9 protein-coding genes are annotated in these 21,155 nt (G+C 67.4%); 4 read left to right on the top strand and 5 right to left on the bottom strand.

Translation table 11 applies throughout. The annotated features are described in order from the left end of the window. Window positions 1-19: 19 nt before the first annotated feature. The 3 genes from AC1Q87_RS19510 to AC1Q87_RS19500 all read right to left on the bottom strand — a co-directional run bounded on the left by AC1Q87_RS19510 (window position 20) and on the right by AC1Q87_RS19500 (window position 3,935). Window positions 20-1,327 (bottom strand): dicarboxylate/amino acid:cation symporter, encoded by a 1,308-nt coding sequence (locus AC1Q87_RS19510; RefSeq protein WP_492610491.1) that lies wholly within the window; start codon window positions 1,325-1,327, stop codon window positions 20-22. Between the two features lie 134 nt (window positions 1,328-1,461). Beyond that, window positions 1,462-2,907: an FAD-binding oxidoreductase gene (locus AC1Q87_RS19505; protein ID WP_492610490.1), complete on the bottom strand. Its 1,446-nt coding sequence runs from the start codon at window positions 2,905-2,907 to the stop codon at window positions 1,462-1,464. Then, the gene (locus tag AC1Q87_RS19500) at window positions 2,904-3,935 is read right to left on the bottom strand and encodes a DUF1338 domain-containing protein (RefSeq protein ID WP_492610489.1); all 1,032 of its coding nucleotides are present in this window, start codon (window positions 3,933-3,935) and stop codon (window positions 2,904-2,906) included. The genes AC1Q87_RS19505 and AC1Q87_RS19500 overlap by 4 nt, the downstream gene beginning before the upstream one ends. A 106-nt stretch (window positions 3,936-4,041) precedes the next feature. On the opposite strand from AC1Q87_RS19500, the gene gcvA reads away from it, so the two are divergent. Continuing rightward, window positions 4,042-4,947 carry a transcriptional regulator GcvA gene (gene gcvA, locus AC1Q87_RS19495; RefSeq protein ID WP_492610488.1) on the top strand — a complete coding sequence of 302 codons (906 nt, stop codon included), beginning with the start codon at window positions 4,042-4,044 and terminating at the stop codon, window positions 4,945-4,947. Between the two features lie 138 nt (window positions 4,948-5,085). After that, window positions 5,086-7,338, top strand: coding sequence for a TonB-dependent receptor (locus tag AC1Q87_RS19490; RefSeq protein ID WP_492610487.1), 2,253 nt, complete (start codon window positions 5,086-5,088; stop codon window positions 7,336-7,338). Window positions 7,339-7,469: 131 nt separating this feature from the next. Here AC1Q87_RS19490 and AC1Q87_RS19485 read toward each other — a convergent pair whose 3' ends face one another. Next, the gene (locus AC1Q87_RS19485) at window positions 7,470-10,241 is read right to left on the bottom strand and encodes a M14 family metallopeptidase (RefSeq protein ID WP_492610486.1); all 2,772 of its coding nucleotides are present in this window, start codon (window positions 10,239-10,241) and stop codon (window positions 7,470-7,472) included. Window positions 10,242-10,455: 214 nt separating this feature from the next. Here AC1Q87_RS19485 and AC1Q87_RS19480 point away from each other — a divergent pair, with 214 nt between their 5' ends. Both AC1Q87_RS19480 and AC1Q87_RS19475 read left to right on the top strand, forming a co-directional pair. Next, the gene (locus AC1Q87_RS19480) at window positions 10,456-11,040 is read left to right on the top strand and encodes a hypothetical protein (RefSeq protein WP_492610485.1); all 585 of its coding nucleotides are present in this window, start codon (window positions 10,456-10,458) and stop codon (window positions 11,038-11,040) included. Between the two features lie 90 nt (window positions 11,041-11,130). Further along, entirely contained in the window at window positions 11,131-11,952 is an 822-nt protein-coding gene (locus AC1Q87_RS19475; protein WP_492610484.1) for an alpha/beta hydrolase, read from the top strand. Here AC1Q87_RS19475 and AC1Q87_RS19470 read toward each other — a convergent pair. Then, entirely contained in the window at window positions 11,874-21,155 is a 9,282-nt protein-coding gene (locus AC1Q87_RS19470; protein ID WP_492610483.1) for an amino acid adenylation domain-containing protein, read from the bottom strand. The genes AC1Q87_RS19475 and AC1Q87_RS19470 overlap by 79 nt on opposite strands.

The following is a 21,155-nucleotide window of genomic DNA, read 5'->3' as shown; positions in this document are numbered from 1 at the left end:
AGCATGTCTCCGACCACGCTCAGCTGGTCGGCGGCGTCCGATAGACCGCCTCGTCCAGCTCGCCCTCCCAGCGCGCCACCGTCACCGCCACCGAGAGGTCCGAGGTGCAGTTCGGCACTGTCCGCATCATGTCGAGCGGCCGGTCGAACGGGAGGATGAAGCCCACCACCAGGGCGGTCTGCTCGGCGCTCAGGCCGACGACCTGCAGCACGCCGGCCAGCAGGAAGAGCGCGGCGGACGGGATCGGCGCCGAGCCGATCGCCACGATGGCGGTCGACAGCACGATCATCACGTACTGGCTCCAGGTCAGCTCGACGCCGAACGCCTGGGCCGAAAACATCGCCAGCAGGCCGACATACATCGCGGTGCCGTCCATGCTGATCGTCGCCCCGATCGGCAGCGCCGTCGACGACACCGCCTTGCTGACGCCGAGGTTTTCCTCGGCGACCCGCATGACCACCGGCAGGGTGGCGGCGCTCGACGAGGTCGAGAACGCCACGACCACGGCGTCGGCGATGTCCCGGTAGAACGGCCGGGCCGGCAGCCGCGCAGCCAGGCGAACGAGCCCGCCGTGAACCAACAGCACCTGCAGCGTGCAGCCGATCAGCACGCTGATCGCCAGCAGTCCGATGTTGACGAACACTGACGGCCCGCTGGTCCCCGCGACCCAGGCGATCAGCGCGAACACGCCGAACGGCGCGACCTCCATCACGATCCGGGTCAGCTGCTGCATCGCCGCCGCCGCGCCTTCGAAGACGGCGCTCAACGGCGCGCAGTGCTCGCGCGCCATAAGCAGCGACGCCCCGAACAAGATGGCGAAGAAGATCACCGCCAGCATGTCGCCGTTGGCCAGCGCCGCGACCGGATTGATCGGAATGATCCCGAGGAACTGCTCGCTCAGCGACGCCGGTTCAGCCAACGCCGGCGCGGCCGCGACCGAAGCGAACTCCACGCCGGCGCCCGGTTGGATCAGTCCCCCGATGAGCAGCCCGAGACAGGCCCCCAGCAGGGTGGTGACGAAGTATAGGAACAGCGTCTTGGCGCCGATCGAGCCAAGCCGGCGCACGTCGGCGATCGAGATGACGCCGACGACGATGGTGGTGAACACCAGCGGAATGACCAGCATCCGCACGAGGCGGACGAAAATGTCGCCGATCCACTTGAGGTCGACCGCGGCCTCGCCAAGAGCGAGGCCGACGAGCGCCCCGACCACCATCGCGCCGACGATCCGCTTCCAGAGCACGACGTCGAACCAATAGGTCTTGAGATAGCGGGAGAACCCCCGACGGGATTTACCGTCGTCAACACTCGCATCCCCAGAATTCATGACAACGCCCCCCAACAACATCAACTATATTTAGCTTACGCAGTTAGAAGCAAAACCATCGATCTATTTTTACTTAACTCTACTCAAATCACGCGATGCTCAATCAATGGGCCGTTCCGCCTCATCATGCGCAACTATTGGACCTCGCCCGCGACCAGTTCCACATAGTCCACGACCCCAAGCGGCGTTGCCGTGAACGCGCGCTGCACAGCGCCGGCCAGCGCCTGAATCCGCGCAGGGGTGTAGGCTTGGTAGAAGGGCAAATTCATCCGCCCCAGGCCGTGCTCGCCGCTGAAGCTGCCGCCGAACCGCCCGACGGCTAACTCGTAGACCCGCTCGCGCAGGACCCGCGATCGCGCCTCGTCAACCTCGACGGCTGACGGGCAGACCAGATTGAAGTGCACGCCGCCGTCGCCGATGTGGCCGAAGTCGCAGACCACGAACTCGGGAAACTCCACCGCCAGCATGGCGATCGCCGCATCCCGAAACGCGAAGAGGTCCGAACGCCGGAAGGCCAGGTCGAAACCGATCAGGCGCCCCGACTCCCGCAAGCCCTCCGAGATCGCGTGCCGCACGGCCCACAGATCCTCGGGTGGCCCGATCAGGGCGTCCAGGGTGGCGACGTCGTCACGCTCCCACCACTCGGCGACGCAGGCCTCCAGCACCTTGTCGATGGACGTCTCGCCGATGCGCACCGGACGCACGCAGCTCAACTCGACCAGCACGGCGTAGGGCGGCGGCCCGCCTCCGGCGAAGGGATCGCGCAGCCCAGGCACGTGCACCAGGGCGCGCGCCAACGCGTCACCGGACATCCCCTCGAACGCGCTCAGCAGTTCGCCGGCCTCACGCTCGAAATGCGCCAGCAGCGGCAGGGCGGCGGCCGGATCGGACAGCAGAACAAGCGCCGCCGCCGTCTGGCGCGGCTGCCGGTGCACTTCCATTTCGACGCGGGTGATGACGCCGAGGCCGCCGCAGGCCCCGACGAACAACTGGCGCAGGTCCAGGCCCGTATTGTCCTTCCGCACGCCGCGCTTCAATTCGATCACGGTGCCCGCCTCGTCGGCGAGAACGACCTGCAACGCCAGAACCTGACGACGCATGTCGCCGTAGCGGATGAACCGCGCGCCGCCGGTGTTGGTCGCCGCCATGCCGCCGATGGTCGGGTCGGCGCCCAGATCGATCGGCAGCCAAAGCCCCAGCGGGCTCAGCAATTCGTTGACCGCCGACAATCGCACGCCTGCTCCAGCCTCGACTGTCCGATTGACCGCATCGACCTTCAAAGGCTGGCGCAAGCGGTCGAGGCTCAGCACGACCTGGTCGCCCGATCCGTCCGGCGTCGAGCCGCCGACCAGGCCGGTATTACCCCCCTGCGGTATGACCTGCACCCGGCGCCGCACGCACAGCGCCACCACCGCAGACACTTCGGCGACGTCGGCGGGACGCACGACCAGCGCTGCACGCCCTTCGCCATAGCGCGCCGCAATCTCGTAGCCGCGCATCTCGGCGCGGTCCGTGATCAGCCCCTTCGGGCCGACGATGGCTTCGAGATCAGCGGCCAGCTGAGACGCGACAGCCGTCATGCATCGACCTTCGCCGCCTCGGTCATCTTGAAGATGCCCTGAGCATTGGAGCTGTCAAATGCGAGGTCCAGAGTCTCCTCGCCGGTGGCTTCGTCGATCATCGGCAGCCGGGTGATGAACTCGTAAAACGAGCCCGGCACGGTCCGCTCGACCAGACCGCCGCGGTCGTCGGCGAAGGACCGCACGACCTGGGCGGCGCGGAAGGCGGTCTGGCGCACGCGCTTGGACAGCGACACCTCAACCGCATCCTTCATCGGCCGGCCGAGCGCCTTTTGCGCTTCAGCTAGGCTCTCGACGTCAGGCACCCGGTCGGTCGCGTGGTTGAAAGCGTTCCCTTCAGTCGCGATCCAGGCCATCTCCGCCGACTCGGCGAGCAGCGCCTCGTAGTCGGCCATGGCGGGGGCGGCGTGCTGACGGTCAAAGCACGCGGCGAGCACCGGCAGCGCCGCCGCCGCATCCTCGAACGCGACTTCCCCATCGCGCTCGAACAGATCCAGCACCGCAGACGCCGCCGGCGTCAGCGGATCGCGCGAGCTGGCGGTCACCCGCGCGGCCGCCGCGCCGAATGCCTCTGAAAAGCGATCCACGTGCAGTTCGCTGACGAAGAATTGGGCGATGTCGGCCGGATAGTCGATCTGGGCGTAGGAGCGCCCTGTCATCTTCAGGCGCTCGAGCGGATAGACACCGTTCAGCTTGTATCCGAGCGGCGCGAGGACGCGCAGCAGCGCGCCCTGGCCCGACGGGAGTTCACCCATGCCGTCGAGCACGACCGTGCGAACTGCGCCATGATCGTGGAAGACCTTGCGCCCCTCGCGCAGGCAATCCTGCGCATAGGCCTTGGCGGCCGGCACCCGCTCAAGCAGATCGTTGAACAACACCATGTTGAGCGCTTGCGCCATGACTGCGCGAGAGACTTTTTCAGTCGGCGACAAGAGTTCAACTCGGACGTCGAGCAAGTTGAACAGCGCCCCGGCGCGCACGTCGTCAAGCACGCCCTGAACCAGTTTGCACAACTGCACGTCGCCCATCGCAAAACCCCAGACTATTTGTGAACGCCACTTATCGATCAAAAGATTTCCTGATTACCATGGCCTTTGAAAGCGATTTAATTCGAATACTTCATGAGAAATCGGAATGACTAGGCAAGTCCTGCTTCCCTCAATGGGAGATCTGGTGGCGTTCGAAAGCGCCGCGCGCCACGCGAGCTTCACCCGCGCCGCGGCCGAGCTGAATCTGACCCAGAGCGCGGTCAGCCGCGCGGTGCGGCTGTTGGAGGATCGGATCGGCGTGACGCTGTTCGAACGCATCCGCCAACGGGTGATCCTTACCGCCGCGGGCGCGGTCTACCTGCAGGAAGTCCGGCGCATTCTTGGGGAACTGCGCGAGGCCACGCACCGGATCATGGCCTTCGCCGACTCAACCGCCATCCTGAACATCGCGGTGCTGCCGACCTTCGCGACCCGCTGGCTGGTCCCGCGCCTGCCGGAATTCGTGCGGCAGTATCCCGACATCACGCTCAACTTCGCCACCCGGCTGCAGCCGTTCAGTTTCGGCGCAGAGGCCTTCGACGCGGCCATCCACTACGGCAATCCGACCTGGCCCTCGGCCGAGAGCTACCACCTCATGGACGAGGTGATGATCGCGGTGTGCAGCCCGGAGTATCGCGAGAGCCAGGCGCTCTGGACGCCGGAGGACCTGTCGCGAGCCACCCTGCTGCACCAGACGACGCGCCCGCTAGCCTGGGCCAATTGGTTCGAGTCCCTCGGCGTGGAATGCCCAGGCGTCCACCGTGGGCCGCGCTACGAACAGTTCGCGATGATCGCCCAGGCGGCGGCGGCCGGGCTCGGCGCGGCGCTGCTGCCGCGGGTGCTGATCGAGGAGGAACTCGCCACCGCGCGGCTGCAGGCGCTGTTCGACCACGAGATGACCAGTCCCAGCGCCTACTACTGGGTCGTGCCCGACGAAAAGGTCGCCACGTCCCCGGTCAAGGCCTTCACGCGCTGGGTCGTCGCCAAGGCCCGCGAAGCCCAGCCAAGCTAAACCGCACGACCGCATGTGCGGGGTCGAACAACCCCGCCGTCTCCCTGTCCAGGCAGCTGCGCCTCCCGCCGCGGCGCCCGAACGAGGGGATAGACCATGCGCACGAGAAAACCGCGAACCACATTCAAGCTATACGTCATGGCCACCGCAGCGGCCGTGGCCATGCCGGCCATCGGCCACGCCCAGGCCTCCTCCGAAGTCGAGGAACTGATCGTCACCGCCACCCGGCGCGAGACGACCGTCCAGTCGACCCCGATCGCCATCACAGCGCTCGGCGAGAACACCCTGGAAAAGATTGGCGCGACATCGCTCCAGGATGTGACGTCGCAGGTCCCCAGCCTGAAGATCGGCGGCGGCGCCGACGGCGGCGGCCGCATCACCCTGCGCGGCATCCAGGCGTCCGGCGAGGCGACGGTCGGCCTTTACTACGACGAAACCCCGCTGACCGGCCCGTCCGACACCACCCAGAACTCTGGCGGTTCGTCGCAGGACGGCAACCTGTTCGACGTCGAGCGCATCGAGGTCCTGCGCGGTCCTCAGGGCACCCTCTACGGCTCGGGCTCGATGGGCGGCACGGTTCGCGTGATCTTCAACAAGGCCGACACCAACAACTACGCCGGCACGGTCGAAGGCCAGGCGGCCGCCATGCGCGAAGGCGACCTCAGCTACTACGTCAAGGGCATGGTCAACATCCCGATCCTCGACGACAAGCTCGGGGCGCGGGCGGTCCTTTACCAGGAGACCCGCGGCGGGTTCATCGACAACATCCGCTACCAGGCCAAGAACATCAACGAGAAGACGACCTACGGCGGCCGCCTGATGCTGACGGCGCGGCCGACCGAGAACATCACCTGGTACGGCATGGGCATGTACCAGAAGACCGACGCGCCCGGCGGCGGCTCCAGCTGGTATCCGGCCCTAGGCGCCAAGGACTACGCAACCGACCGCTACGTCATCCCGATCAACCGCGACGAGCTCTCGCTGGTCTCCAGCGACCTCAGCTACGACGCCGGCTTCGCTACGTTGACCTGGGCGTCGTCCTACTACGAGTGGGATCAGCTGAACGCCAGCGACTACACCTATACGATGCTCAGCAACTCGACGAGCGCCACCAACTGCCGCAACTGGTTCACCCAGTCGCTGGGCATCCCGACCACCACCTGCAACGCCGCCCAGCTGGCCCAGTTCAGGACCTTCTCGCTCTCCCTGACCCCGACGACTCTGTACAAGCCCGCCTGGGTCCACACTTCTACCAACGAGCTGCGCATGTCGTCCAACGGCGAGGGCAAGCTGCAGTGGACGGTCGGCGCCTTCTATGAGGTCCGCGAAGACCACGTCGACAGCACCCTGGCTGTCGTCGATGGCAAGACCGGCGTGATCGGCGTGCCGCCGACCATCTTCTTCCACCGCGAGATCGACACCGACACGACCCAGACCGCGTTCTTCGGCGACATCTCCTACGAGCTACTGGAAGGCCTGACCCTCAACCTCGGCCTGCGCCGCTACAAGTACGAGAAGACCACTAGCGGCCAGACCGACATGCCCAACTGGGTGTCCGGATCGCTGGTCGAGCCCTACCGCAGCTACGGCGCCGACGCCGACGGCTGGCTGAAGAAGTTCAGCGTCAACTATCAGTACAACAGCGACATCCTGGTCTACGCCACGGCCGCCCAGGGCTTCCGTCCCGGCGGGGCCAACAACACCCCGAACCTGGAGCCTGCCCTCGTCCCCTACGGCCCCGACGCCGTCTGGAACTACGAGCTGGGGGTGAAGACCTCGTGGTTCGACCGGCGCCTGATCCTGAACGCCGCCATCTACCAGATCGACTGGGAGGACATTCAGACCTCCGCCCAGACCCTCAGCGGCTGCTGCAGCTTCATCCTCAACGCCGGCAAGGCCCGCATCCGCGGCATCGAGCTGGAGTTCAACGCCCGTCCGATCGACGGCCTGTCGCTGAACGGCGGCCTAACCTTCACCGACCCGAAGCTGCTGGAGGACCAGATCAACCCGAACATCCGCGACTCGACTTCGCTCGGCGACGCCGGAGACCAGATCCCTCAGGTCGCCAAGTTCATGGGTTCGGCCGGCGTCGAGTACATGTGGCCGGTCAGCGACTCCTTCGATGGCGTCGTACGGATGGACTACAGCTACACCGGCAAGTCCTACTCCCACTTCCGCCCGACCAACGTCTACTACGAGAAGCAGGGCGACTTCGGCGTCGTGAACCTGCGCGCGGGCCTCGAGGGCGAGGACTGGGGGGCCTACCTCTTCGTCCGCAACGCCTTCGACATCTTCGGCGCGAACACCGTCTCCTCCAGCGCCGGTTCGGAAATGCTGACCAACTCGGTCCTGCCCCGCACCGTCGGCCTGAACCTGCGCAAATCGTTCTGACCCCACACCCCAGGATTTGCGCGGAGGCGCCGCCGGCCAGAAGGCCGGCGGCGCTTTTCTTTGGGCGTCGGCCATGAAAATGGGGAGGCGCGGTCAGCGCCTCCCCTCGTCGTTACCGGAGGAGGTGCCCCTTAGCGCGCCGACGCCGGTCCGTAGTACAGGCCGTTGAACAGCAGCTTGTAGGTGCCCTGCGACTGGCCAAGCTGAGTGACCTCCGGCCCCATCAGGAACACCTTGCCGCGCCCCAGCGAGGCGTCCACCACCGAACTGGCGCCGTCCAGGTGCGACTGTCCCCAAGCCCAGCCGCTGCGCAGGGTCTGCTTGCCCGAGAAGTAGGCCACCGACCTCGCATCGGTCGCTCCGGGCGCAACTTTGAAGGCGGGACTGTTGTAGTAGTAGACGTTCAGATCCTTGGGCAGGCCGAAGGCCAGCGGGTCCTCGTTGTCGACCACATTGGCCATGATCGACCCCGGAATGTAGAACTTCCCCCTGCCGAGCGGCTTGGCCGCCCCGTCGGCGCCCGTCTCCACCAGGGCGTCGCTGATCGGAAGCTTCAGGTCGTAGCCGAGCCGCGTGGCGCTGCCGACCGCGACGATCGATCCGCCCTTGCGCACGAACGCGTCGAGTTGCGGGACCGTCTTGCCCTCGCTCACCTCCCCAAGCCAGGCGCGGTACTTCGCGGGCACGTCCTGCGGCTTGGGCGGGGCGCGGCGCGGTCGATCCGGGGCGGGCGGCTCGAGCACGGTGTCGTCGGCGAACACCAGCACGTCGAAGTCCTTGTTCAGGTTCCCGGCGTCGAGACGCTGCGGGTAGATCACCTCGAACGGGAACTCGTAGGTCTCGAACAGCCAGCGGTTCCAGCCCGACGGCATCACGCCGCCATAGAGATCGACCAAGCCGATGCGGATCGGCTTCATCTTGATCGTCTCGCCCGCCGGCTTGGCCGCCACGGCGAGCGCCGCCACGCCGGCGTCCTTGGCTGTGGCCTCTACCAACGCCCGGACGCCGGGGGCTTCCGGGATCCACAGAGCCCCAGGCGCAAAGTCGACGCCGTCCGCGGAGACGGCCGGCTTAATCCAGTAGACCGCCTTGCCGGCCTTCAGCAGCCGGTTCTGGAGGATGAAGGCGTTGTTGATCTCGTGGCTGACCAGATAGCCTGCCTTGCCGGTTCCCTGGATGGCCGCGGCTGGGGGCTTCATCACATCAGTGACCGGCTGCGTCGGCGCCTCAAAGCCGTCCAGGATACGGTCGAACTTCACGCCCATCTGGTAGGCCAGCGTATATCCGGTGACGTTGTGCGGCGGGATCGGCGGACCACCCGGATAGGCCAGGTCGTTCGGGTGATCCTGAGCTTCGAACATGTCCAGCACCTGGGCGCGGTACGGCTGGGCGGTCTTCACGACGAACGACCCGGCCGGGTACGACGTGCCGGCGACCGAGAACGGGGCCGTGGCCCGCTCGACCCGCAGGCCGCTCTTCACCAGCGCGTTCATGAACACGACCACGCGCGGCAGGTCGGCCTGGTCGGCGGTCAGGATGTAGCCGCGCGGATCGCGCTTGGCGGGATTGCGCAGAACCCGCTCGTACAGCGAGGGCTCGATCGCCGCCGACGAGAAGCCCATGCCCCAACGCGGGGTGTCCTGGCGGTAGGGGACCTTCTTGGCCTCCTCGTCCAGCTTGGCGATCAGGCTGGGCGACACGGTCCAGCTGTCGCGCGATCCCTTGTCGATGCCGTTCTGCGCCATCGCATAGATCGAGTGCAGCAGGGTCTCGCGGTTGCGCGCCGCATAGTCGAGCACCGCGCGGTTCATCGAGATCGAGTAGTCGATCGACTGCTTGAAGGTCCAGGTCTGCGGCGCGACCGGCATCAAGTTGTCGTTGGTGGGCAGCTGGTTGCGCGCGATCAGCTCGAGGCGCGCCGGGCTGGGCGAACCGATAATCTCGGTGATCACCCCGATCGAGTTGTGGAACAGGGCGTTGGCCCGTAGCGTCGTGCCCGCCCAGTTGGTGTAGGGCGCATAGTCCCGCCGCACCCCGCCCGGCTTGCCCTCGGCGATCAGCCGCGCGTGCATGCTGGCCCCAACCCCGTCCAGGCCGGTCAGAACCAGCGGGTCGAGGTTGTAATTATAGGGGTCGCGGTGGGTCGGCATGAACACCACCGTGCCCGGCGGTCCGGACTGGTGGTGATTATAGACTATTTGAGGAAACCACTCCCGGTAGAGAATTCGGTTGATGTTCTCCGTCTCGGGCATGTTCGACATGAAGAAGTCGCGGTTGTTATCGTGCCCAACATACTTGTGGTACAGCCGCGGAATGGTCTCGAACTCGCGCTTTTCGGAAACCGGATTGGCCATGTACCAGTCCGACACCAGCTCCATGCCGTCGGGGTTGGCATGCGCGAAGAGGATGATCACCTCGTCGAGGATCCTGCGTGTTTCCGGATCGTCGCCCTTCAGCACCTCGTAGAGGATCTGGGTCAGTTCCTGCGTCCCGACCGTCTCGGTGGCGTGCAGGCCGCCGTCGATCCAGACCACGGCCTTGCCCTCGCGAGCCAGCGCCCTGGCCTGCTCCGGCGTCAGGTCGTCGGCCTGGGCCAGCCGCCGGGCGATCTCGCGATAGCGGTCGAGGGACTTGAGGTTCTCGGGAGAGGAGACGATCGCCATCAGCTGCTCGCGCCCCTCGGCGGTTTTGCCGATGCTGACCAGCTTCATCCGGTCGCTCTCACCGGCGAGCTTTCGCCAGTACGCCTCCATCTGGGTGTAGTTGGCGAGCTTGTAGTTGTCGCCGATGTCGAAGCCGTAGGCGGCTCGCGGGGCCGTCACCGTAGGCCCGGCGCCTGCCGCGTGTCCTGCGGTCGTCAGTGCCCCGATCAGGATCGTGGTCGCCAGAAGTCGTCTGCGCATCTCGCCTCCTCCGCCCGAAATTGGGCCGAGGAGTAGGACGGCTGGTGGCCATGGCCCCGCACCCGCCGGCGCGCCAGGACGGCCCACAGCCCAGCTTTGTGGCGAGCGCGTTACATTCTCGCTCAGGAACGACACGGACAGGCCTTAGTGCCGCCGCAGCGCGATCTTCGATTGGCGGCTGAGGGTCCGCCGGACCCGCTTGCAAGGTTCTAGCGTGTCCAAGACGTCCGGCCTGCGCCCCGCCACGGCGATCCTGCTGGCGATCGCCCTTCATGGGCTGGTCGTCGCCGGTCTGCTGCTGGCGCCGCGGGAGCCCCTTCCAGAGAACGACATCGTCGTCGACGTCATACTGACGCCGCCGCCGAGGACGCCATCGCCGCCGAGGCCGTCCCCGGATAGGCCCTCGTCAGGGCCCGCGAAGGTTCGCCTCGCCGAGCATCGGTCCTCAAACGCCGCTGCGCCGCCGCGCGCCACCGCCGACAGTGGCGCCTGGCGTGTGCAGCCGGACGGCGCCCAACCGGCGGAAGGCGTCCGCCGGTCCCTCCGCGCGGGCGTTGGTTGCCAGTCGGCGGACTTCCTGGCGCTGACCAAGGCCGAACAGGAGGACTGCAACCGCAAGCTGGCGGCAGGGGCGAAAGACGGCCCGATCTATGCGGTCGTCAGCCCCAAGCTGAAGAAGCAGTTCGATGGGGTGTTCGAGTGCCCCAAGGACGACGTTTGGTGTGAGTACCGTATCGGCAAAGGCCCGTACCCGGGGCTGTTGGCGCCGAGAAAGAAGAAGAACCCTGAATGGGATTGAACACGGCCCGCAGGTGACGCATCCGAACCGCCATTGCAGGCGTTCAAAGCTCCTGCAAGATTGGGCTCACGCGCCGCTTCGAGCAACGAGATGTCGATATTCAATATTACGGCGACCGCCCTGCTCGTCTTGGCCGCACTTGCTCTCACCAGTGTTTGGGCGTTCCAAAATTATGGAATCTACGACTTTGGCCGGGACGCGAGGTCGCTTCCGCCCAATGCTCGCAATGGCGTGAAGTCGATCCAGTTTCGCTCCAGTGACGGGCAGATGATCGGCGCGCGGCTCTCCATGCCCGCGCCGGGCAAGCCCGTGATCATGAGCTTCTATGGCAACGGAGCCGACGTGGACTCGTCGTTCGAGCGGCTCCGCACCTTGCGCGATCGCGGCTTCGGAATCGCCATGATGGAGTACCGCGGCTCGCGCGGCACCGGCGGCAAGTCCAGCGAGATGAACTTTGCCCGCGACGCCCTCGCCTTCTACGACCAGCTTGACGAGCTGATGGGCGCGCCGGCGGACAAGCGTGTTCTTCACGGCTTCAGCCTGGGCGCGGGCGTCGGCAGTCGGCTTGCGACGGCCCGTCCGTTCGACGCCGTGGTGTTCGAAGCCTCGCCCTATCGCGCGTGCCTCTACTATCAGGACGCCTACAAGGGCTTTCCGTTCTGTTCGGTGATGTGGGCCGAGCGATACGACAATATCGACCACGTACGCGCCATCAGTGCGCCCAAGCTCTTCGTGCACGGCGCGCTGGACGAATCCTTGCCTGTCGCCCGCGCGCGCCAGCTATTCCAGGAGGCTCCGGGCCCGAAGGAGTACCTGGAGATCCCGGACGGCCATCACGCCGACCTCGCCAGATTGGGGCTGGCCGATGCGATGGAGTCGTTCATTTCGCGGGTCGTGGCGCCGTCGTCCTGAGGCGCGATCCGACTTTCGATCATCTTGGCCAGCAACCGAACATTCTGGTCCTTCAGCATTCCCATGTGATCGCCGTCGACCCACGGGGTCTCGACGGTCGACGGATTGGACACCGTTCCCCAGCCGAGCGTCGGATCCAGCTCGAGCGCCCGGCGGGCCAGCAGCCGCCGCGGCCGGGTGCGGAACAACGTGACCGGCGCGCTGATCTTGCCGCCTTCGTACTTCCGAGCGGCCGCCATCCAGATGTCCTGCATCACCTGGTAGCGAGAGTGCGACAGGCTCGAGTTCTCGACGAAGCGGATCCTGCGGCCACGCATGATCCTGGTGCGCACCGCCTTGGCGCGCCGCTCGAAGAACAGGGGCAGCCCCTCGATGCGCAGCAGTTGGAACTCGTCGAGCAACCACTCCCCCACGCCCAGCTTGACCGGCGGCCTGAACTCCTTGGCGAAGCCCGGAGCGTAGGTGTCGAGCACGAACAGCCGATCGACCGTCTCGCCCGCCATCTCGAGCTGCCGTGCCATTTCGAAGGCCGTGAACGACCCGCCCGAGTAGCCGGCCAGCAGGTACGGGCCCTTCGGCTGGTGACGGCGCATGTACCGGATGTTCGCGGCGGCCATTTCCTCGATGGTCTCATACGGCGTGTGGCCCAGCACGCCGCGCGTCTGGAAGCCCACCACCGCACGGTGAAGCCCCAGCTGGGCGCCCAGCTCCATGAGATTGTTGACGTTGCCGCCGACGCCGCCGGCGATGAACAAGGGGCGCTCGTCGCGATCGGGGCCGGGGTGAATGACCGCGCTCGTGTCCCAGTCGGCGTTTGGATTGGCTTCGGTAGTCGCCGGGGTCGTCATTTCGAGCAACTCTGCAAGCTCGCGCAGCGTCTGATGGCTGAACAACGTGGAGATCGGCAGATCGTGCCCGAAGTCGCTCCGGATGCGATCGAACAAGCGCACCGCCAGGAGCGAATGGCCGCCCATCTGGAAGAAGTTGGCGTCGGCTGACGTCACCTTCACGCCGAGGACGGCGGACCAGATCTTCGCCAGCTGCGTCTCGGCATCGCCTTGCAGCGCCGCATCCGCCTCGTCGTCCGATCTGGCGCTGCGCGGAGCCGGCAACGCGCGGCGATCCGGCTTGCCGTTGGCGTTGAGCGGGATCTCGTCCATCGCCACGAAGAAAGTCGGCATGGCGAAGTCGGGCAGACGGGACACTAGGAAGCCCCGCAGTTCGGCGGCCTCCGGCGCCTTTCCCTGCGCCACGAAATAGGCGGCCAGCACCTTGTCCGACTGGCCTTGCGGCACGACGGCCGCCACCACGGACTGCCGAATGGCCGGATGGGCGTCCAACGCCTGTTCGATCTCAGTCAGTTCGACGCGGAAGCCGCGGATCTTCACCTGGGTGTCGGCTCGACCAAAGAAGCGCAGCACCCCGTCTCCAGGATTCAGCACGAGGTCGCCCGAGCGGTAGAGCTTGAGCGTCGGGTCCCACGGCGCGGTGACGAACTTCTCCGCCGTCAGCTCCGGGCGATTCCAGTAGCCCAGCGCCAGACCGCGGCCGGCGATGCAGAGCTCGCCGATGATCCCGTCCGGAACCGGATTCAGGTTTTCATCGAGGATATAGGACTGCGTGCCCGGAATGGCCGGCCCGATCGGCAACGGCAAGCCGCGCGACAGATCTGCCGGCGTGACCTTATGCGCATTAGTCACGCAGCTCTCTGTCGGTCCATAGCCGTTGATGACGGCGATGTTCGGACAGGCCGCCATGACCCGTCCCACGTGGGCGGGGGAAACCACGTCGCCGCCGACGATGACCTGCGCCACGCTGGCGAAGGTCTGCGGCCGCAGGTCGGCGATGGCGTGGAACAGACCGGAGGTCAGCCAGAGCGTGTTGACCCCGTGGCTCTGGATCGCGTCGGCGAGCTGCGAGATCGAAAGAGCGCCGTCCGGCGGCACCACCAGGGTCCCGCCATGCAGCAGCGACGCGAACAGGTCGATGATCGAGGTGTCGAACGCGAAGGCTGACGAATGCAGCGTGACGGTCGCGTCCGACATCTGCAGCCAGTCGGTGTCACGCAGCATCCGGATGATGGAGCGATGCGGCAGCACGACTCCCTTCGGAACCCCCGTCGTGCCGGAGGTGAACATCACATAGGCGATGGAAGCGCCGTCGATCGCCACGGTCGGGGGAACGGCCGGGGTCTGCGGGAACTCCGCCCACGAGATGATGCGCACGCCTTCCTGCGCTGCGGCGGGGCAATCGCCGAGCAGGATGGAGATGCCCGTATCCCGCGCCATGAAGCGCAGCCGGTCAGCCGGCAAACTGACGTCGAAGGGCGCGTAGCCCGCCCCCGCCTTCAAGACGCCGAACACCGCGACGACCAGCGACAGCGAGCGCTGGGACGAGATCCCGACCAGGTCGCCGGGACGAACGCCGGCTGCGATCAGCATCGCGGCCAGCGCATCCGATCGCTGGTCCAGTTCGGCATAGGTCATCACCTGGTCGCCGAACCGCACGGCGACCTTGCCGGCGTGCCTCTTTGCGACGTCTCGGAAGACTTCGGTGACGGTCTGCGGTCCAGCCGCGCCCGGATCGAGATGGGAACCGCTGGCCGGGCCGATCTCACGGCCGGAGGCGAGCAGCGCGGCGAGCGGCTGGTCGATCGCGTCAGGCGTCGCGGCGATGGCCCGAAGGAGGCTCAGCACGTTGGCCGCGTGCAGCTCGATGGTCGCATCGTAGAAGAGGTCGGTCTTGTAATTCCAGGTCAGCTCCACCCGGCCCGGCGCATCGAACTGGTTGAAGAACAGATCGAAGAACTCGTGCCCGGTCGAATTGACCTCGATACGCGCGGGCGCGCCGCCCAATGCGATGCTTTCGAGATCGGCCAGGCCGTCGATGTTGACGACGACCGGCGCAAGCAGATGGCGTGCGGAGGTGCGCGGCGCCTGCAGGTCGCGGACCAACGCCCCATGGGTGTAGTTCTGATGCTCCACCGCCTCGAGCATGTCTCGACGCGCCTGGCTCAGCAGGTCGCGCAGCGTGCCGTTGCGTTCGATGGTGGCGCGCACCGGGAGGAAGCTGACGCCGTGGGCGACGACGTCCTCCAGGCCGTGCGCGATCTGCCCCGCCACCGGGATCCCCACAGTGACGTCGGTCGTGCCGGCCATCAGCGACAGGTAGTAGCGGAAGCTCGCGAAAATAAGATTGCGCAGCGGCGTATCGGCCCTCTGGGCCACGTCGCGCAGCGCCGCTTCCAACTCGCCGTCGATCCGGGTGACGACACGGGCCGCCGCGGTCGTCGGCATCGCCGGATGCGGCTTGTCGAAGGTCAGATCCATGACCGGCAGCGGGCCGGCATACTTTTCGAGCCAGAACTGGCGATGCGCTTCAGCCTCGGCCGAACCGCGCCACTGCGCCTCTGCCTCGACCAGGTCGCTGACGCCCTCGGCTGGCGGCAAGGCGGCCACCTCGCCCTTCAGCGCGGCCGTGTACAGCGACGCGAGGTCGCGCATGAGCACGCCGGCCGACCAGCCGTCGCAGACGATGTGGTGCACGATCAGCACCAACTCGGATCGGCCATGAGGCACGCGCAGCAACAGGCCGCGCAGCAGCGGGCCTCCCGTCAGGTCGAACGGCGCGCCAGCCGCCTCACGCATAAGGGCGTCGCGCTGCGCCTGAGCTCGCCCGTCGTCCAGCTCAGAGAGGTCCTGCTCATCCAGGTCGAAGCCGCCCTGGGGCAGGATGTTCAGCGTCGCGCCTTCCAGATCGAAGGCGGCGCGCAGCACCTCGTGCCGATCAACGAGCGCCTCGAACGCGGTGCGCAGGGCCGGCAGGTCGAGAGCGCCCGCCACGTGCATGGAGAAGGACAGGTTGTAGGCGATGAGCGCCGAGCGATCGACGAGGATGCTGCCGGCGATTTCCCGCTGCCCCTCCGTCATCGCGATACGCCGCGGCTCCGAGCTCCGCTTCCGCTCGGAAGTCGTCGACGGCGCGTCCGTGGCTTGCTCCGACGGAGACGCGCCGGCGCCCAGCAGCACCGCGAAGGCTTCGAGGCGCGGCGCCTCGAACAGCTTGCCGAGCGGCAACGACACCCCGAATTCCTTGCGCACCCGCGCGATCATGCGGACCGCGTTCAGCGAGTGTCCGCCCAGCGCGAAGAAGTCGTCGTCGGGCGCGATGCCGGAAACGCCGAGAATGTCGCTCCAGATGGCCGCCAGCCGCGCGGTCACCGGATCGGCGATCTGCTGCTCGGGCCGGTTCTGGCTGACCTGCTTGTCGGCCGCGGGCGCCTCGACCATGGCCAACCGCAGGAGATCGATCGAAACCGGCGAGACCACCATCTGGCGCGCGTCGTGGTCGAAGACCCGCGCGAACAGTTCTGGCGCTTCCAGGCGCCGGATGCCTGTCGACAGCAACTGGCTGCTGAGGCTCTGCCGCGGTTGCGCCACGGCGAGCCCGCCGGCGGCGATGGCGCGCAGCGCGAAGTCGTCGATCTGCACCAGGACGTCGCCCGCCATGTCGCAGATAGCGACGTTGAACGACGCGAACCGCCCCGCTTCGCTGGCGATCAACTCCGCATGCGCGACGATGCGATCGGCCAGCGGCGCAAAGACCTGCATCCTGCCGGCCGACATCGGCGCATAGACGCTGCCGGTCAGAGGCACGAGGGCCATGCCGATCGTCGCCGCCATGTCGAGCAAGGCCGGATGCAGCGGGTGCTCAACGAGGTCGCCGTGGAAAGCCTCGGCCAAGGCGAATTGGCCCGAGACCTGGTTCTGCGCCGCGCGGATCTCGCCCACACAGTACCAACGGGGCCCGAAGCCGATCAGCCGGCTCTGCACCGGTTGGCCGCTGGCCGCCGAAACCGGCCAGTCGGAAACGCTCATCGGCTTTGGCCGGGGCGTCGGCGCCTCCAGCGCCACGACGCGGGCCCGCATGTGCTCGACCGGCTCGGCGCTCATGACGGCCCGGCTCTCGATCGTCAGTTCAAAGCCGTCCGACGCGGGCTCGAGCCGCACCGCAACCCGGCGCGGCATGCGCTCGAAAGTCATGGCGGCGGTGAATTGCAGTGCGTCGAGGACGAACGGTCGCGGCCCCATGACCGCGAGCGCCGCGACCTGCGCCAGTTCCATCGAGGCGGCCCCTGGCAGCACCGGCACGCCGTCCACGAGATGTTCGGCCACGCGCCAATCGGTATCCGGATCGATCACGCTCTCGAACACGATCGAGCCGCCGGTCGCATCCTGGCGACTGCCGAGCAACGGATCGGAGTTGGCGGCGACCGCGCCGGCGCCATAGGCGCGCGCAGCCATGCCGATGTCGCGCCAGGCTCCCCAGGCGATGGAGAAGCCGTCCTTGCGAGTGGCGGCGAAAGCTTCCAGGGCGGCGTTGGCCCCGGCGTAGGACGTCTGCCCCACGCCGCCGAGCAGGACCGAGGTCGACGAAACAACCGCGAAGAAATCGAGACTGCCGTCAGGATAGAGCTGGCCCAGCGTGCGCGCGCCCGTGAGCTTCGGCGCCATGACCGCGAGCGCCGCTTCGAGCGGCTGCAGGGCGAGCGGTGCGTCGTCCAAAACGCCGGCCGCATGGACGACCCCGTTCAGCGCGCCGAAACGTTCGGCGACCGTCCGCAAGGCCGACGCGGTCGCGTCAGGATCGGCGAGGTCGGCCTGAACGAACATGACCTCCCCGCCCCGCGCCTCGATCTCGGCGCGAAGCGAGGCGTCTTCGGCAGCGTGGCGCGACAGCAGCACCAGCCGGGCCTGCGCGGCATCCGCCAGCCAGCGGGCCAGTTCCCGACCAATGCCCCCGACGCCGCCGGTGATCAGATAGACGCCGTTCTTGCGCAGGCGCTGCGGCAGGTCCCGCGGCTTGACGACGGAGGCGGCCTTTCGCGACCGCACGAAGCGGCCTTTGCGCAGGGCCACGTGGTCGGCGTCGCCAGGCGCCGCAGCTTCGGCCAGGAGCGCGTCCAGGTCGGAGCCCTCTCCGAAATCGACAAGCACCGAGGTCAGGCCCGGGACCTCGCGCGGGGCGACCCGGGCCGGCCCGAGCAGCGCGTTGGCCTGGGGATTGGCGACCGGCTCGCCGGCGACGCTCGCAGCGCCCTGCACGACGAAGGTCAGATGTGTCGGCTGTCCGCAATCGGCTTGTTGCAGCAGGCGCGCCAGCAGATACGCGCCGGAGAACGCGTCGGCCGCCGAGTTCGGATCGACGCCCCAAAGGTAGAGGATGCGCGCCGGCGGCGCTTGCAAGGCTTCGCCCAGCGCATCGAAGTCTTCTTGGGCGTCCGGGCGAACCGTGAAGCCTTCGCCGCCTCGGCTGAAGCCGGCGCCCATACGAACTGCGACCGCACGGGCGCCGTCGGCGCCGAGCCGCGCCAACACCGCCTCGGACAGTTCGTCGGCGCCGGCGAAGACCAACCAGTCGCCGTCCAGCTTCGCCGCCACGCCGTTGCGCGATTGCTCGTTCCAGCCGAGATCCTCGAACCACTCGGCAAGGTCCGGCTTGCGGACGAGTTCAGGGGCCTCCTCGGCCTCGGCGAGGGCCGCGCCGCGCCCCGGTTCGACCCAATGCCGTTCCTTGGCGAAGGCGTAGGTGGGCAGGGAGACGCGCGCGCCGTCCGTCGGCGCGGCGAGCGACCAGTCGACGTCGGCCCCGTGAGCCCAGACCCCGCCGAACGCGGCGAGCGCGACACCGGCTTCGTCGTTCGTGTCACGCGGGCGCGGCGAGGAGTAGAGCACGGCGCGTGGCGGCACCGGCGCGTTGCAGGCTTCCAGCAACGGCCCGAGCGACTGCCCGGGGCCGACCTCGATGACGATGCTCGGTTCGCCGGCCAGGACCGTCCGCGCGGCGTCGGCGAAGCGCACGGTGCTGCGCAGGTGCTGCACCCAGTAGTCGGCCGAGCAAAGATCCTCGTTTGTCGCCCAACCGCCGCGCATGGACGACGCCATCGGCACGGTCGGCTTATCGAACGTCACGCCGGCGAACCCGGCCCGGAACGGCTCAAGCTGGCCGTCCAGTTGCCGAGAGTGGGCTGCGACCTCGATGTGGATGCGCCGCGCTTCGACGCCCGCCTTCGCCAAGGCTTCCTCGACCCGCTGGATGTCGGCGATCTGGCCCGAAAGCACCGTTGTTTCGGCGGTGTTGATCGCCGCGATGTCCAGGGTGTCGCCGAGATAGGGCTGCACGCGATCGACGGACAGCGGCACCGACGTCATCGCGCCCGCAGGAGCCTCGTCCATGACCTTGCCGCGCAAGGCGACGATCTTGAGCGCGTCGGCGAGTTGCATGGCGCCGGCCGCGACCGCGCCAGCGTACTCGCCGACCGAGTGGGCCAGGATCGCCGCCGGCTTCACCCCCCAGGACTGCCAGAGCTTGGTGTAGGCGTACTCGAGAATGAACAGCGCCGGGATAGCGTAGCCGGAGCGTTCGAGCTTCGCCTTCGCCTCGGCGTCGTCGCGCTCGCGGCGGAACATGATCTCGTAGAGGTCTGCGGGCGCGATCGGCGGCAGCCCGGCGAAACACGCGCGCACGGCGTCGGCGAAGACCGGGTAGGACGCCAGCATTCCCGCGCCGGCCCCAGGATATTGCGCGCCGCCGCCAGGGTAGAGAAAGACGACCCGCGGCGCGCGATCGCCTGCGCTGCCCTGTTGGCGATAGGCCGAGTTGCGCGCGGCCATTGCCGACTGCAATTCCTTGGCGTGCCGGGCGGCGACGACGACGCGCTCGCCGAAAGTCCGGCGGCCCTCGCGCAGGGTGAAGGCGATGTGGGACAAGCCAGGAACGTCGCCGCCCAGCCAGTCGGCCCAACGCTCGCGAGCGTCGTCGAGGTTGGCCTTCGTTCGCGCGCTGAACGGAAACAGCTTCCAGGCGCCGTCATCGGCCGACGCCTCGCGGCGCGGCGCTTCCTCGAGGATCACGTGCGCGTTGGTGCCGCCGACGCCGAGCGAGTTGACCGCAGCGCGCAGCGGACCGCTCCGCTCCCAAGCGGCGCCCTCGGCGATCACGCGGAACGGGCTGGCGTCGAAGTCGAACCGGCTGTTGGGCTTGGAGAAATTGAGGCTGGCGGGCAGCGTGCGATGCCGCATCGCCTCGACGACCTTGATCAGGCTGGCGCTGCCGGCGGCCGTATCGAGGTGGCCGATGTTGGTCTTGACCGAGCCGATGCCGATGCCGGCCTTTGGCGCGCCGCCATAGACCTGCTGGAGCGCCGCGAGTTCGATCGGATCGCCGATCGGCGTCCCGGTCCCATGGGTCTCGATGTAGGAAATGTCGTTGGCCGACAGGCCCGAGAGCGCGAGCGCCTCGGCGGCCGCTTCAGCTTGACCGTCGACCGACGGCGCGAGGTAGCTGGCCTTGCCCGAGCCGTCGTTGTTGACCGCGCTGGCCAGGATCACCGCCTTGATGTCGTCGCCGTCGGCCAGCGCGTCCTCGTAACGGCGAAGCACCACCAACGCGACGCCCGAGCCGAACACCGTACCCTTGCTGTCCTCGTCGAAGGCGCGGCACAGGCCGTCCGGAGAAAGGATTTCGCCTTCGCTGTACGTGTAGCCGACACGATGCGGCAGCTCGATGGTGACGCCGCCCGCAAGGGCCATGTCGCATTCCATGTTGAGCAGCGAGCCTATGGCCGTGTGCACGGCCACCAGCGAGGTCGAGCAGGCGGTCTGCACCGCAATCGACGGACCGGTGAGGTTCAGCAGATAGGATAGACGGGTGGTGAGGAAGTCCTTGTCGTTGCCCGTGTGCCGCAGCAGGAACAGACCGACCTGCTCGGCCAGGTCGGGGTTGCTCAGCAGATTGAACGGCAGATAGGCCTGCATGCCCGATCCGGCGAACACGCCGATGCGGCCGTCGAACTTCTCCGGAACATAGCCGGCGTCCTCGAGCGCTTCCCAGCCGCACTCAAGAAAATGTCGGTGCTGCGGATCCAGGATCGACGCCTCGCGCGGCGAAAATCCGAAGAAGCCGGCGTCGAAGCACTCCATGTCCGGCAAGATGTTGGCGACGCGCACATAATTCGGGTCGGCGAGGCGCCGGCGGCTGACGCCGCGCGCCAGAAGCTCGGCGTCGGTCAGGCGCTGCGCGCCGTTGCGCGCATCGCGGAGCATCGCCCAGAACTCGTCGACATTCCGCGCCGAGGGAAATCGGCCAGCGCGGCCGACAATGGCGATACGGCCGCCAGACGCAGTGCTCGCATCGTGTCCCAC

This window comes from Phenylobacterium sp. GW823-FHT02A09, assembly GCF_058797775.1.
This window is presented reverse-complemented; position numbering and strand designations above follow the sequence as displayed.